This window comes from Novosphingobium sp. PhB165 (genome assembly GCF_004341845.1).
Taxonomy (GTDB): Bacteria; Pseudomonadota; Alphaproteobacteria; order Sphingomonadales; family Sphingomonadaceae; genus Novosphingobium.
Genome location: NZ_SLVB01000002.1, coordinates 468,787 through 483,275, shown reverse-complemented (window position 1 = coordinate 483,275; position 14,489 = coordinate 468,787). Strand labels below are relative to the sequence as shown.

At 60.7% G+C, this 14,489-nt stretch carries 17 protein-coding genes; 12 read left to right on the top strand and 5 right to left on the bottom strand.

The genetic code is table 11. From position 1 onward, the window contains the following. Positions 1 to 34: 34 nt before the first annotated feature. Entirely contained in the window at positions 35 to 163 is a 129-nt protein-coding gene (locus EDF56_RS26580; protein ID WP_279389702.1) for a hypothetical protein, read from the bottom strand. 286 nt (positions 164 to 449) lie between these two features. Further along, the gene (locus EDF56_RS07650; protein WP_132386138.1) at positions 450 to 920 is read right to left on the bottom strand and encodes an Lrp/AsnC family transcriptional regulator; all 471 of its coding nucleotides are present in this window, start codon (positions 918 to 920) and stop codon (positions 450 to 452) included. A gap of 150 nt (positions 921 to 1,070) precedes the next feature. On the opposite strand from EDF56_RS07650, the gene EDF56_RS07645 reads away from it, so the two are divergent. The 9 genes from EDF56_RS07645 to EDF56_RS07605 all read left to right on the top strand — a co-directional run bounded on the left by EDF56_RS07645 (position 1,071) and on the right by EDF56_RS07605 (position 8,678). Next, entirely contained in the window at positions 1,071 to 1,337 is a 267-nt protein-coding gene (locus tag EDF56_RS07645) for a hypothetical protein (RefSeq protein ID WP_132386137.1), read from the top strand. Beyond that, on the top strand, positions 1,334 to 2,569 hold the full coding sequence (locus tag EDF56_RS07640) for a thiamine pyrophosphate-dependent enzyme (RefSeq protein WP_132386136.1): 1,236 nt from the start codon (positions 1,334 to 1,336) through the stop codon (positions 2,567 to 2,569). The genes EDF56_RS07645 and EDF56_RS07640 overlap by 4 nt, the downstream gene beginning before the upstream one ends. Then, positions 2,566 to 3,588, top strand: a complete 1,023-nt coding sequence (locus EDF56_RS07635) for an alpha-ketoacid dehydrogenase subunit beta (protein ID WP_132386135.1) — start codon at positions 2,566 to 2,568, stop codon at positions 3,586 to 3,588. Before EDF56_RS07640 ends, EDF56_RS07635 begins: the two co-directional genes overlap by 4 nt. A gap of 4 nt (positions 3,589 to 3,592) precedes the next feature. Continuing rightward, the gene (locus EDF56_RS07630) at positions 3,593 to 4,864 is read left to right on the top strand and encodes a dihydrolipoamide acetyltransferase family protein (protein ID WP_132386134.1); all 1,272 of its coding nucleotides are present in this window, start codon (positions 3,593 to 3,595) and stop codon (positions 4,862 to 4,864) included. An 81-nt stretch (positions 4,865 to 4,945) separates the two neighbouring features. Next, positions 4,946 to 5,365, top strand: a complete 420-nt coding sequence (locus tag EDF56_RS07625) for a heme-binding protein (RefSeq protein WP_132386133.1) — start codon at positions 4,946 to 4,948, stop codon at positions 5,363 to 5,365. A gap of 97 nt (positions 5,366 to 5,462) precedes the next feature. Beyond that, positions 5,463 to 6,212 (top strand): SDR family oxidoreductase, encoded by a 750-nt coding sequence (locus EDF56_RS07620; protein ID WP_132386132.1) that lies wholly within the window; start codon positions 5,463 to 5,465, stop codon positions 6,210 to 6,212. A 99-nt stretch (positions 6,213 to 6,311) separates the two neighbouring features. Then, positions 6,312 to 7,079 (top strand): SDR family oxidoreductase, encoded by a 768-nt coding sequence (locus EDF56_RS07615; RefSeq protein WP_132386131.1) that lies wholly within the window; start codon positions 6,312 to 6,314, stop codon positions 7,077 to 7,079. 124 nt (positions 7,080 to 7,203) lie between these two features. Then, positions 7,204 to 7,785 (top strand): TetR family transcriptional regulator, encoded by a 582-nt coding sequence (locus EDF56_RS07610; protein ID WP_243652455.1) that lies wholly within the window; start codon positions 7,204 to 7,206, stop codon positions 7,783 to 7,785. A 125-nt stretch (positions 7,786 to 7,910) separates the two neighbouring features. Beyond that, a complete protein-coding gene (locus EDF56_RS07605) occupies positions 7,911 to 8,678 on the top strand; it encodes an SDR family NAD(P)-dependent oxidoreductase (protein WP_207904659.1) in 768 nt (255 codons plus the stop codon). A gap of 45 nt (positions 8,679 to 8,723) precedes the next feature. On the opposite strand, the gene EDF56_RS07600 is transcribed toward EDF56_RS07605, so the two are convergent. Beyond that, the gene (locus tag EDF56_RS07600; protein ID WP_132386130.1) at positions 8,724 to 9,878 is read right to left on the bottom strand and encodes an FAD-dependent monooxygenase; all 1,155 of its coding nucleotides are present in this window, start codon (positions 9,876 to 9,878) and stop codon (positions 8,724 to 8,726) included. Positions 9,879 to 10,089: 211 nt separating this feature from the next. Between EDF56_RS07600 and EDF56_RS07595 the strand changes: the two genes are divergently transcribed. Next, positions 10,090 to 10,989 carry an SMP-30/gluconolactonase/LRE family protein gene (locus tag EDF56_RS07595; protein ID WP_243652454.1) on the top strand — a complete coding sequence of 300 codons (900 nt, stop codon included), beginning with the start codon at positions 10,090 to 10,092 and terminating at the stop codon, positions 10,987 to 10,989. An 18-nt stretch (positions 10,990 to 11,007) separates the two neighbouring features. On the opposite strand, the gene EDF56_RS07590 is transcribed toward EDF56_RS07595, so the two are convergent. Further along, on the bottom strand, positions 11,008 to 11,814 hold the full coding sequence (locus EDF56_RS07590) for an SDR family NAD(P)-dependent oxidoreductase (RefSeq protein ID WP_132386129.1): 807 nt from the start codon (positions 11,812 to 11,814) through the stop codon (positions 11,008 to 11,010). 43 nt (positions 11,815 to 11,857) lie between these two features. Further along, on the bottom strand, positions 11,858 to 12,463 hold the full coding sequence (locus EDF56_RS26335) for a cytochrome P450 (RefSeq protein WP_243652453.1): 606 nt from the start codon (positions 12,461 to 12,463) through the stop codon (positions 11,858 to 11,860). Between EDF56_RS26335 and EDF56_RS26330 the strand changes: the two genes are divergently transcribed. Both EDF56_RS26330 and EDF56_RS07580 read left to right on the top strand, forming a co-directional pair. Beyond that, entirely contained in the window at positions 12,446 to 13,114 is a 669-nt protein-coding gene (locus tag EDF56_RS26330) for a hypothetical protein (protein ID WP_243652452.1), read from the top strand. The two genes, EDF56_RS26335 and EDF56_RS26330, sit on opposite strands and share 18 nt — an antisense overlap. 439 nt (positions 13,115 to 13,553) lie before the next feature. After that, positions 13,554 to 14,381, top strand: coding sequence for a helix-turn-helix domain-containing protein (locus EDF56_RS07580; RefSeq protein ID WP_132386127.1), 828 nt, complete (start codon positions 13,554 to 13,556; stop codon positions 14,379 to 14,381). The last annotated feature ends 108 nt before the right edge of the window (positions 14,382 to 14,489 follow it).

Sequence of the window (14,489 nt, the reverse complement as noted above, 5' to 3'; positions counted from 1 at the left end):
TTTTGTTTTCCTTGCCTGCATTTCCCTCACCCTTTCAACCGACAACGTCGGGGTAGCGACCGTTCTTGCGCATCCGGCGCATCGATCCGTCTTGCCCCGCGCAAGTCCAGTTCGCCGTATCGAGGCTGTCTAAGTTGGTGCTTCCCCGGTGCAGTTCCGTCACCGTCCGACTCCCCTTCGGCCGGTCCGCTTTGCAGCGAACTCGTAACCTACCGAATGTTTAGTAGTCTTTCTTGTTTTGGCAAGTCCGCGGGTGAAATTGAATTGCCAAGCTTCGGGGTGGCATTGCCAAACGCCTCGAGGCGCGCACTACCGGTCTTCCGTGCACGACCGTCCAAGCTGGACGAAACCTGTGCCGCGATCGCTTCCAGGGTTTTCGCTTAGCGCGGCTCTGATGTCCGTTCAGACGGCCTCGCGTTGAAAGAGCCAATCAAAGACTACGTGGCCTTTCAATAAATCGGCAGGCGCGTGGTAGCCTTGATTTCCGAAAGTGCGACCAGTGAATTGATTTCCTGCACGCCAGGCACCAGCGAGAGCTTGTCGAAAAAGAAGCGCTCATAGGCGCCGATGTCCTTCGCCACGATGCGCAGGATGAAGTCGATGTTACCCATCAGCACGTAACAATCGAGCACTTCCGGAAACCCCCGAATCGCCTCGGTGAAGGCCTCCAGATTGGCGCGTCCGGTGGCTGTCAGTTTCACTTGCGCAAAGATCTGTGCGTTTAGCCCTAGAAGGCCCCTGTCGAGCAAGGCAACTTGCTCTCGAATGTAGCCATTTTCTTTCAGGCGCTGGATCCGCCTCCAGCATGGGGCTTGAGACAGCCCAATCGCTTCGGCGATTTCAGCGGTCGACTGCGCGCAATTGCGCTGCAGCTCGCCCAAAATCGCTTTGTCGAACTCATCGAGTTCATCGATCGACATTTTTCTTAAAACCTCCAATTTTGGTAATTTTTATGCGAGGCAAGCGCAATGGGCTCAAATTGCGCAATTTTTTTTAGCCCATCCGCGGACTATCTTCCGTTGGTGCCCGCCCGCAGAGCAGGCCCTTCACCGGGAAGAGCATATTCCTCAATGTATACAACAAAGCAATTTCTCGTTCGCGCCTGGTCCGATCCGGCAACCGTGTCCCGCGTGGTCAATCCGTTCGTGCAGCTTGGTCTGATCCCTAGGCGGATCGAGGCGCAGGTGCTGGAAACCATGATGGAAGTAACGATCACGCAGGATGGCCTGGGCATGCCGGAAGCCGAGCGGCTGGCCGATAAGCTCGGCGGCATTTTCCTGGTACAGGATGTCAGCCTTCACGATGTCGTGGAACGCGAGTTGGATCCGGCGACATGAACTGGCCAGCGAACGGCCCGCATCTCCACATTCCCGAACCTTGCACGAGGCCTGGAGACGGCGCCGACTTTTCGGGTTTCGCCATCCCGCCTGCAGGCTCCGTTCCCCGGCCTGCAATCGACGCGGATCCGGCCGCGATGCGTGCGCTCGCCTTCGATCTCATCCGCGTCCTTGATGAAAACCATCGAGCCGTGGGCGAGTGGAACCCGCACTTGACGGACGAGACACTCGTCGCCGGCCTGCGCGCGATGCTCCTGACGCGTGCATACGACTCCCGCATGATGCGCGCGCAGCGGCAAGGCAAGACGAGCTTTTACATGAAGTCCACGGGCGAGGAGGCCGTGGCGGTTGCAGCCGCCATGGCGCTGAATTCGCAGGACATGTGCTTCCCAACCTACCGCCAGCAAGGCCTGCTTGTCGCGCGTGACTGGTCTCTGGTTGAAATGATGAACCAGGTCTATTCCAACAGCCATGACCGCCTGAAGGGCCGGCAGATGCCGGTTTTTTATTCAAGCCGCGAAGCCGGATTCTTCTCCATTTCCGGAAACCTTGGCACGCAGTTTAGCCAGGCGGTCGGCTGGGCCATGGCATCGGCTTCGGAAAGCGACCCGCGCATCGCGGCGGCCTGGATCGGCGAAGGCGCCACGGCCGAGGGCGACTTTCACCACGCGCTTACTTTCGCCAGCGTCTATCAGGCTCCGGTCATTCTGAACGTCGTCAATAACCAATGGGCGATCTCCTCATTTTCGGGGATCGCAGGCGGCGAGCGTGCGACATTCGCTTCACGCGGCATCGGCCACGGCATTCCTTCGCTGCGTGTCGATGGCAATGACTTCCTTGCCGTGCACGCTGTCACGGACTGGGCCGCAAAGCGCGCGCGCATGGGCCTTGGTCCGACGCTCATCGAATTGTTCACGTACCGTGCCGAAGGCCATTCGACTTCGGATGACCCAACTCGCTATCGGCCCAACACGGACACCGCCACGTGGCCCCTTGGCGATCCCATTGCGCGCCTCAGCGACCATCTCGCTTCGCGCGGATGCTGGTCGGCAGCGATGCACACCGAACTGGAACGCGAGGTCAAGGAAGTGGTGGACGCCGCCGGGCGCGAGTCGGAAAGTTTCGGCACCCTGAAGGAAGGCTCCCGCCTGCCTGCCTCTTCGATTTTCGAAGACGTCTACAAGATCATGCCTCCGCATCTGCGCGATCAGCTGGCGGAGTCAGGCTTATGAACGCAACACGATCCCTCAGCATGATCCAGGCGATCAACGAGGCCCTCGACGTCGCGCTTGAGCGCGACCGGATGGTAACGATTTTCGGGCAGGATGTGGGCTATTTCGGCGGCGTCTTCCGGGCGACTGAAGGGCTTCAGAAAAGGCACGGGTCACACCGTGTTTTCGATGCACCCATCAGCGAGGCAGGTATTGTCGCCGTCGCCGTCGGCATGGGTGCATTCGGCAAGCGCCCCGTGGTGGAAATCCAGTTCGCCGACTACATCTACCCGGCGGCCGACCAGATCATCTCCGAAGCCGCGCGCATGCGCTATCGCACGTGCGGGGAATGGTGGTCGCCGATTACCGTGCGCTCACCTTACGGCGGCGGGATCTACGGCGGTCAAACCCACAGTCAGTCACCGGAAGGCATATTCACGCATGTGGCTGGCCTGAAGACCGTCATTCCCTCGAACCCTCACGACGCCAAGGGGCTTTTGCTGGCTGCGATCGAGGATGACGACCCGGTTCTCTTCTTCGAACCCAAGCGGCTCTATCACGGGCCGTTCGACGGCCATCATGAGCGCCCCGTTCAGTCCTGGTCCGATCATCCGGACGCCGAGGTACCGCAAGGGCATTATACAACGCCGCTCGGCAAGGCGCGCATCGTGCGCGAAGGGGATGAAGTTACGGTCCTTGCCTATGGAACCATGGTCCATGTCGCGCTGGCGGCTGTGCAAGAGACAGGAATCGATGCAGAAATCATCGATTTACGTACCCTCATCCCCCTCGACCTCGACACCATTCGGCAATCGGCCTCCAAAACGGGTCGCTGCGTCGTGGTCCATGAGGCTACGCGAACTTGCGGTTTCGGCGCCGAGCTTGCGGCCCTGGTCCAGAAGCACTGCTTCTTCGATCTGGAGGCTCCGGTTGAACGTGTAACCGGTTGGGACACGCCCTACCCCCATGCTTTCGAATGGGAATATTTTCCCGGCCCTGCGCGTGTGGGGCAGGCGCTCAGACAGATAATCGAGGTGTGATGAGGTGACGACGTACGCATTCAAGCTTCCCGATATCGGGGAAGGAATCGCGCAGGCCGAGATCGTGGGATGGAAGGTCGGTATCGGCGACTGGGTCAGCGAGGACGATCCCATCGCGGATGTCATGACCGACAAGGCCACCGTGGAAATGTCTGCTCCCGTTTCGGGCAGGTTGCTCCAGATCGGCGGTGCGGAAGGGGACCAAATCGCCATCGGCAGCATGCTCGCCGTCTTTGAACTGGAAGGAGAGGAAACTCCCGATAGCATTCCCTTGGTCCAGATGGATATGGCGACGGCAGAACTCGCGTCTACCACCCATGAAATGCTCGCGCAGGTCGCGACCGTAAGCAATGGATCGTCGGAACAAGGCCCTGCGCCTTCGGACAGCCATTTGTTCGGGGCTCCGCCCCGTTCGGCACGGGCCGACCGGGTCGCGGCCTCTCCCGCAGTCCGCGGCCGGGCGAAAGAACTGGGTATCCCTCTCAGCGAAGTCCGACCGGGTGCCGACAGACGCATCCGCCATGCCGATCTCGACGCGTTTCTTCGCTATTCCGAAAGCTACCGCCCCTCGGGCGCCGCTCGTAAAGACGAAGCTATTCGCGTGATCGGGCTGCGACGCCGGGTGGCCGAGAATATGGCGGCGGCCAAACGGAACATACCGCACTTCTCCTACATCGAAGAGATCGATGTCACCAAGCTGGAAGCCTTGCGCGCCGATCTCAATGCCACTCGCGGGGAGCGGCCAAGGATTACGATCCTGCCGCTTCTGGCAGTGGCGCTATGTCGCACGGTCCCGGCTTTTCCGATGATGAACGCACTCTACGACGAGGATATCGGCATCGTTACCCGCAAGGGCGCGGTGCATTTGGGAATAGCCACACAGACCGATGCAGGTCTGATGGTACCGGTCGTACGCGATGCCCATTCGCTCAATATCTGGCAGCTTGCGAATGAGATCGCCCGCCTTGCCGCCGCGGCACGCGACGGCACGATCCGCGCCGCCGAATTATCCGGATCGACGCTGACGATTACCTCGCTCGGCCCGCTCGGAGGAATCGCCACGACGCCGGTGATAAACAGACCGGAAGTCGCGATTCTTGGCCCTAACAAAGTCGTCGAGCGGCCTGTCGTCAGGGATGGCAGGATAGAAGTTGCCAAAGTCATGAATCTGTCGGTGTCGTGCGACCACCGTGTCGTGGATGGATGGGATGCCGCCAGCTTCGTGCAGGCGATGAAGCGGCTGATCGAAACACCGGCCCTCCTTTTTGTCGACTGAGCGACAATAAGCGTCTCGCATCAATCGGCTAACCGCACCGGGCGCCGTCCCGTGCCAAATTCATATGAGGTCACTTCTCCCATGATTGAACTTGCTCAGGCACGTGCCGTCATTGCCGCTGCTCGCGCCAAAGGCCGCGAATTGGGGCTCAATCCACTCACCGTCGTAATCCTCGATCCCGGCGGACATCTGGTCGCCCTCGAGCGCGAAGACAACTCGGGATTCGGCCGACCCGACATTGCACTCGGCAAGGCGGCCGGGGCCCTTGCAATGGGTGTATCCAGCCGCAAGCTGGGCGATATGGCGGCCGAGCGCCCGCAGTTCATGGGCGCCCTTTCCAGCGCATGGAATGGCAAGCTCATTCCTGCCGCAGGGGGCGTGCTGATCCGCTCGCAAGCGGGCGTATTGCTCGGCGCCATTGGCGTCAGCGGCGACGTTTCGGACCAGGACGAAGCAACAGCCTTCGCCGGAATTGAAGCGGCCGGTCTCGCAGTCGGCTGAGCCGAGACCGCTCTCAGCCGAGTGTACAGACCGCACGTCGGGAGACATTCCTTCCTCCATGCTCGGCAAAAAAAACTAAAAAAACCGGAGAGACAGATTGAGACTTAACGACAAGGTCGCACTGGTGACGGGCGCAGGTTCGGGCATCGGGCGGGCAATCTGCGAACTGTTCGCGGCCGAAGGGGCCCGTGTGGTCTGCGCCGACATCAGCGGAGCCCAGGTGGATGTTGCCGCTGCGATTGGCAAGGCAGCATATCCCGTCCATGCCGACGTCACACAAAGCCGGGACGTCGCCGCGATGGTCGCTGCGGCGCAGGAGCGATACGGCCGACTGGACATTCTCGTCAACAATGCGGGGATTACCGGCGCGATCGACGCTCCGCTTCACGAGCAGGACGAGGACGCGTTCGATCTTGTGGTGAACGTGAATCTTCGCAGCGTTTTTCTCGGCATGAAGCATGCCATTCCGGCCATGCTGCGCACCGGGGGAGGCGCGATCGTCAATACGGCTTCCGCCTCGGGGCTGGTCGGATGGAAAGGACTGTCGTGCTACTCTGCGTCCAAGGCAGCGGTCATCCAGCTAACCAAGAGTGCGGCGCTCGATTACGCCAAGGACCGTATTCGCATCAATGCGATTTGTCCCGGTACCACCTGGACCGGAATGGTTCCCTGGTCGGAAGGACTGCGTGAACCACCCGAAGGGACCGCCGTGCTGCCCAACATTCCGATGGAGCGCTGGGGGTTAGACCGCGAAATCGCTTCGGCTGCGGTCTATCTCGTCAGCGACGAGGCCAGCTACGTAACCGGGATCGCGATGCCGGTGGACGGTGGTTATGTCGCCGCCTGACGGAGGCTTGCGGCGATAGATTGACGCTCTCATGCTCCATCGCTAACAATATGACGAACACACCCGCAGAATGGGGTGATCGTCGTGGGAGCAGAAGTCATGACATCGGGATATCCGCGTCTGGAAGGCAAAGTCGCGATCGTTTCCGGCGGGGGCCAGGGGATTGGCGCAGCAATTGCTGTCGCCTACGCCCGCGAAGGGGCCCGCGTTCTGATCACTGGCCGAACCCGAGAGAAGCTGGCAAGCGTCGCCGCTGAAATCGAAAATTCGGGCGGCACATGCGCCTATGAAGTCGCGATCGCGGGCGAACGGGAACAATCGGCAAAAGTCGTGGAACGCGCGATGCGCGATTGGGCCCGCGTCGACATCCTCGTCAACAATGCCCACAGCTTCACAGACTACCTCCCGTTAGCCGACCCAATGATGGAAGAACATTGCCGGATCGATTTCCAGTCCGCATTCTTCGGCTCCCTCCAGTTCATGCAATTGTGTCATCCGCACATGGCTGCCCGGGGCGGGGGATCGATCATCAACTTCGGCTCAAGTTTCGGCATTCGCTGCGAGCCGGGGTTCCTTGCCTATGCCGCATCCAAGGAGGCGATCCGCACGCTTACACGAACCGCCGCTAGGGAATGGGGAACCGACGGCATTCGCGTAAACACGATCCTGCCTTCGGCGATGTCTCCCAAGGCACTGAGCTATCTTGAGGAAAGCCGAAGCTACGATGCCGAACTGGCGAAAGTCGCCGTCGGGCGCTTCGGCGAGCCCGCCGACATTGCGCCGACCGCGATTTTCCTGGCCAGCGACGAATCCGCCTATGTCACCGGCCAGACCATTGGCGTCGATGGCGGCTCCACCATGCTGTGAACCGGGAAAGCCCCTGCTCTTTACTTCCGTCGGAGCTGCGTGAAGAACGCCTGTCGTGACGAATGTACGGTAGCGCCCAAGCAAAGTGCGCGAAGGCCGGACCGCGAAGGGGTTGAACGAGACGATGACAGTCAACCGGCGAATGGGGCCACCGGGATCTGCCGTATGGCACCAGATGCTGGACGGGGCCGAGGCGATCCTGCGAGATGAAGGGTACGGGGCCCTCACCTCGCGCAGCGTGGCTGAACGCATTGGCGTCAAGCAGCGACTGGTTTACTATTACTTCGCCACGATGGACGAATTGATCGTTCAGACATTCCGGCGGCTCGCCTCGCGGGAGGTCGAACGGCTTGAAGCCGCGCTCACCGGCAACAATTCACTGCACGAGGTATGGGACGTCTGCGTCCACACCAGCGATACCCGCATGGTCTCCGAATTCATGGCGCTGGCCAACCGCATGGAGCCGCTTCGCGAGGAAGTGGTCGCCTATATCGAGACGACCCGGCGCATTCAAATCGCAGCGCTCGAACAGGCTCTCGGCAAGGATCTGGCAGCAAGGATGCCCAAGGCCGCCATCGCGATTCTGGCCACGAGCGCGGCACTTACGCTCCACCGCGAGGCGGCTATCGGGATCACCCTGGGACACGATGAGGTCATGAAGGTGATCGAGGAATTCATCGCGCATTACGCGCCGTTGAAATCGTAAGAAAACCTTCTCCCGACGGCCCGTCGGCCACGAGAATTGACAGAGCCGCGGCCTGCTAATAACCTGACGAACATGACGGGGCGGCGCGAATACCTCTCGCGCCGGAATCCGTGCAGGGAGAAGGCATGGCTATGGCTGCTAAGCGAACCGCACTTATAACGGGAGCCGGCGATCCTGCCGGCATGGGCGCCGCAATCGCCCGCCGCTTCGCCCGATCGGGCATGAGCGTGGCCGTGCTCGACATCGTGGAGGAAGGTGCAAAAGAAGTGGCTGCCTCGATCACGGCGGCGGGCGGCAGCGCAATTGCCGTGACTGCAGACGTGACCGACAGAAAGCAGGTAACAGAGGCCGCCGAACGCGTCCGCAGTGCCCTTGGTCCGATCGGCGTGCTGGTAAACAATGCCGCAATCGAAGGCTGGTGCAAGTTCGAGGATCTGACCGACGAACTGTGGGACCGGACGATGGAGGTCAATCTCAAGGGTGCGTTCATAGTCACGCAGACCGTGCTTCCCGATATGGAAGCGGCAGGCTGGGGCCGTATCGTAAACATCTCCGCTCTGGGCGGCCAGATGGGCGGCGTGTTCGACATGAGCCATTACAATTCGAGCAAGGGAGGCATGATCAGCTTCACCCATTCGCTCGCCATCGGGCTCGGCGCCAAGGGCATTACCGCCAATACCGTATCGCCCGGCTTCATCGACACACCGATGGCCCGAAGAGCCATAGAGACCAGCGCGTTTCCGGTCGATCACCGCGAGATCCTCAAGTCCTATCCGATCCCGCGACTGGGCAGCGCCGAAGATATTGCGGCCGCCGTCGCCTTCTTCGCTTCCGAAGATGCAGGATACATCACAAACCAGGTGCTGGGCGTGAACGGCGGTTGCTACAACTGAGGAACTTGTAAGGTCGGTGGCGCCGGTTTCGTCCGGCGCCCACGCTCAGACCCGTGCAAAGTCCCCAGGATCGAGCACGATTGCATTCTTCGCCTTTTCGATAGCGGGCACGACAATATCGCCGTAATAGCCTGGATCACGCTCGAACCGCTCATCACGGGTCAGATCGGCTATTGCCTGGTTGAGTTCGACAAATGGCCTCATTCTCGCTTCGTACCGAGCAAATGCCGCGGCGTGATCTTCGGGCGATCGCGCAATTTCGCTCGCAAGGACGAACCCGCCAACGATGGCCAGCGTCGCGCCCTGACCGGAATATGGCGAAGGACAATAGGCCGCGTCCCCCACAACGGCGATGCGGCCCTTGCTCCAGCGGTCCATCCGCACCTGAGCGATGAGCCCGAGATAGAAGTCCGGCGCAGATTCCATTGCCTCAAGGAAGTGGCCTGTCTTCCAGCCGAGATGCATGGTTCGCTCACGAACCCGGGCCATCTGTTCTGCGCGATTTCCGAGGTCTTCTCCAAGACTTGCCGGCACGCTGAAGCAGACGCGCAGTTGGTCGTTCTCGGGTGTGGGATAGACCATATATCCGCCTGCCGCCCCTTTGTAGCTGATCTGCCAATCCTTGAGGCCCAGAGTGTTCGGCGCCGAAAAGGGCGCAAGCGCGATGCCGAACGGACGCAAGAATTCTTCATCCACTCCGAAACACCGGCGCCGCAGATCCGAGCGCAAGCCTTCGGCTCCAATCACCAGATCGAAACGTCGCCGCTCTCCGCTCTTGAAAGCGACATCTACGCCCTCTTCGGTCTCTTGCACGTCGACAATGGAGTTTCCGAAACAAACCGGAACCTCTTTCGGCAGCGCATTGACCAGCGTATTGGCCAATCGGTCGCGCAATATCTCAATGTCAGGGTTATCGAGCGGCCCGCCGGAGATCGTCATCTCCTCCGAACGCCAGACTTCTTTCCCGTCATCATCGATGATCGATACGCCCTTCATGCGCATGGCATTGGCGCGCACGGCGTGCTCGAGATCCATCGCCTCAAGAACTGCCAGAGCCTTTCCGCGCACATCGATCGCATGCCCGCCGCGTGGTCCAGTCGAAAGACGTTCGACCAGCACCGGGCGAAAGCCGAAGCGATGCAGCCACCATGCGGTGACAGGCCCCGCGATGCTCGCTCCCGAAACGAGGATGTCTTTCATGTCGCTCTCCGCACGTGTTCGTCAAGATGATAGCATCTTCGATGGGGAGAGTGCAGGCCAGGGAACGACAATCGCTCGGCCGATCTCTTCGCGGGCGAGCAACGGTAGGGAGCCGTCAACAGCATTGACCAGATCTGTACAATCGCCAACAAATAGACGAACAAAAGAAATGCGCCGCGTCCATCAAGGTGCCGCATCATGGGAGATGAACATGGAGGTGGTCGATGCAAGTGCCTATCTGGTAATCGCGGAAGGCACGTATCTTGAAGGACTGTCCTACGACTTCCGACGCGGCGTGATCTGGTACAGCGACGTGATCGCCGGCGGCATCCACGGTGTGAGGCCTGACGGAACGCCCGTTGCCAGTTTCAACGAAAGCCGGATGTGGACCGGCGGAGTGATGATGAACGAGTGCGGCGCCGTGCTCTCAAGCGGTCAGGGCGGCATCATGTGGAACGATCCCGACAGTGGCAAGTCAGGCTGGCTGATCCGCTACCTGGAAGGGCTGCCGATCAACGGCATCAACGAAATGTGGCCCGACGGCGAAGGCGGCATCTTCTTCGGTACCAATGACATCGACCATGTGATCGCCGCACGCGACACGCGCCCGACCGCCATCTACCGGATGAGCGTGGAGGGCCGGGTTACCAAATTATCAGACGAGGTCTATTTCTCGAACGGCATCGCGCACGATCCGCTGCGCAGCCGCTTCTATTGCAGCGATACCTTCCGGACTTCTCTGGTTTGGGATGTGACCGACGACTTCTCGCTACAAAATCGCCGGACCTTCTTCGAGAAGGACGACTGCGACGGACTGGCGCTGGAAGACGACGGCACAGTCCTCCTGACGGGGTTTCGCTCGCCAGGCCTGATCACGCGCGTATCACCGGAAGGGCAGGAACTTGCTCCACTGATAACGCCGGATGGCTCCACGACTCAGATCCGCTTCGGAGGCGAGGATCTGCGCGATTTCTATATCAACGTGGTGCCGGGGGACGGCGGCGACAGCCTGAAGGAAGGTCGGCCCCTTTCCGGACGCTCGCGCCTCTATCGGGGCAGGAGCGCGAAGGCCGGAATGCCTGTGCCTCCCTCGCGCTTCACGCTCACCTGACAGACGCGGGCGACCGCCTCACGCCATCTCGGCGGCGTCGACCTTCACGGTCGTGCCGCTCATGAACGCAGCCATGTCGGACGCAAGGAAAAGCACGACGCGGCCGATATCGTCAGGCACACCCACGCGGCCGAGCCGGCTGGTGCTCAGCGCCGGAATCTGCTCGAGAAGTTCAGGCTTTGCCGCAATGGCGCGGGCGGTCTTTTCCGTCCGGGCGTGGCTCGGCGCAACGCCCAGGACCCGTATATCGAAAGGCGCCAGTTCGAGCGCCAATTGCCGGGTCATGCCGCGAACGCCGTGCTTCGACGCGACATAGGCACAAAGCCCCGGCGCAACACCCCTGAACCCGGCCTGAGATGCAACATTGATGATTACGCCGCCTTGGCCGCGCTCGATCATCCGCCGCGCCGCCGTCCTCGCGCCGATAAAGACGCCACGAAGGTTGACGGCCATGACCTCATCCCACTCTCCAACCGTCATATCGAGGAGCGGAATGCTGGGATAAAGCGCGGCGTTTCCAACCCAGATGTCGATCCCGCCAAAGTGCTCAGCCGCCACTGCCGCGACCTGCTCGCATTCCGCCTCATTGGCAGCATCGCAGCGACACGCGACCACCTGCCCTCGTCCCATCGCGCGTATCTCCTCGGCAGCGGCACTAGCAAGAGGCGCGTCGATATCGGCGATCAGCACGTTTGCACCGGCTTCCGCAAGTCGGCGGGCCATGGCTTTGCCAAGCCCCGTCGCGCCGCCGGTAACAACCGCGCAGCGCCCTTCAAGCGATATCAGCTGTTCAATGGTTCTGTCGGATACATCGGCTACGGCCATCGGCTAATCCCCCCGTCTTGAATGACTTCCGGAAAGTCCGGCGTCAGGCCATCTCGAATTTGATGTGAAGGTCTACGAGACTGCGGAAGGTATAGGTCGGCACGAAACGGAAGTGCCGGCTCTCCGGCGGTCCGTGACGGGTCTCATCAAGTTCGAGACGCTTGGTGCGTGCAAGCAGCCGCTCAATCGCGATGCCCGCCTCCATCCGGCCCAAAGGTGCGCCGGGGCAGGCGTGAAGCCCTCTGCTGAAAGCGATATGGTCCCGCAATCCCGCCCGGTCGATATCGAATGCATCCGGATTTTCAAAGCGCCGCGGATCGCGATTGGCCGCCGAGAGACAGGCAGTCATCACGCTGCCCGCCGGAAGCGGAATGCCAGCCAGTTCGGTATCCCTCACGGCCAGACGATAGGCCGCCTTGACCGGTGGATCGAAGCGCAGAACTTCCTCGATGAAGTCACCGATGCGCGCCGGTTCCACACGCAGACGCTCCTGCAGATCGCTATCTTCGGCAAGAATGCGCACAGCCATCGAGATAAGATGCGACGTGGTATCCTGGCCCGCACCGAACAGAAACCGCGCAAGGTTGGAGAGAGTTTCAAAAGGCACGTCTTCGCCGTTCCGGAACTTCGATTGGACCAGCTCGGTCAAGAGATCGTCGCGCGGGCGTTCCAGCCTTTCGCGCAGATAGCCATCGAACAGGTCCTTCAACGCGGCAAGCGGATCTGGGCCGACCTTCGCTTGCGCATCCCCCTCGATCTGGCTTGGCGGTGCGCCGATAGCTTCCAGCAGCACCGCGCGGTCGGATTCGGGAATGCCCATGAAATCCGAAATCGCGAAAGTCGTAGTCGCATGGGCGTAGCGGACGACGACATTGCATTGCCCTTCGCTCGCAAATCCGTCGATCAGACGATCTGCCAGCGATCTCAGGTACTGTTCGTTTTGCCGGATGCGCCGATAGGTCAGCAGACTTGTGATCAGCGTGCGATGCTCTGCATGCCGGGCTCCGTCGAAGCAGACCAGGTGCGCCGACCATGGCAGGCGATCGCGGACTTCATCGAGCTGCGCACCAATGTCATCGCCGTGAGGTTCGAAGGGCAGCGGCGGAATGGGCCCAAGAACGGAAAGGCAGGACGAAATGCCCTCATCCTTGCGATTGAGCAGTTCGGTCAGTTCATCATAGCCGGTTACCATATAGGCACCCTGATATGGCTCGCGCTGTACCGGGCAGATTGCACGAATCCGGCCGAAATAATCGGCGGGATCATCGATCACGGCCCGATCGTTGAAGAAATCCGGTAGCGGCTTGTCCACGTTGTCGCATCCTCTCCCCTCGCCCAGACGGTCATTTGTAGGCGCATAGCAGCGCGGCGAGGACGGTGTTCGTCATATTGTTAGCATCGTTCCGGGGAACGGTCAATCGGCCGCTCCCCGCCTGCGCAAACCTCACCGGAATCGAAAAACCTCTTTCCAACCCATGCTCATTAGTCTACCAACTGTTTAGTTGATATTGCAGCGCCGAACCTTGTGGGTACGAAGGTCACGAATTCCGGGCGGTGCGCCCGTACTGCGTTACCACAGCCTGTCGTCATCCCTCCGGAGCGCCAGGTTGAAACTTGCGAATGCCCGCCGTCTCGATGCGTTTCCTCTCCTGGAAGCAGACGGGACGGCGGGCACTTTTTCGCGTTACACCGTACCGGACGCAATATCGCACCGCGAGGGGACAGAGGGAGGCGGGAAGATGACGATGGCCGAGAGGAACAAGACAAAGATCGCTCGCCGCGTAATCGAAGTTCTGGATTACCTCGACAGCGGGCGCGACGAAATCACCGTGATGGACATCGTGCGCTCTTTCCATCGCCCGCAATCCAGCACCTCCGAATTGCTGGCGAGCCTGGTTGAACTCGGCCTTCTCCACAAGGACCCGGTCGCGCGGACATACCGCGTGATGCCGCGTGCGGCGTTCATCGGCCAGTCTTGCCAACCACAATCGATCCGCGACGGGCGCATCGTACGCCTCGTTGAAACGCTCCATTCGCAGACCGGATACCCGGTTACACTCAATGCGATTGTCGGTGTATCGGCACAAATTGTCGCAGTGCGCGGTACCGGCGATCTGGCCACGCGCAAGTCACGCTTCCAATGCGGTGCCAAAGATCCGCTCGCCTTCAGTGCAGTCGGGCAAATGCTGCTTTCAGCGGTGCCCCAACCACGCCGAGGCGGCGTTCTGCGTCGCCTCAACGCCGAAGCCGAACAGAAACGCAAATTCGCTGTAGCCGAAATGGACGTGCGTATCGCAGCTATGAGCGAGCGGCAGTTCGCGATCGGTCCGGCCGGATTTGGAACCGACCGCAAGGCGCTGGCGCTGCTCGTTCCCGGTCAACCCGGGGATCGCCCGCTGGCAATCGGACTCGTCCTGCCGGCGCGCGAAAAGACGGAACCCGCGCCTCTTTTGGAGCAAGTTCACGCTGTCATGGCGACGTGCCTCGGGATTCCGGAAATCGGCCAGCCCGACGATGAAAGCCAAACGGTCCTCGAAATGCGCAGCGTGTTGAAAGCATCCGCCTGATCCGCGAAACGTCCTGCAGGTCAACCAGCCAAATCGAACCGACACTCTGAAATACCAGGCAAAGCGCGCCCACAAGAATCCGCGCATCAGGGAGAGTAAAAAGGGAAT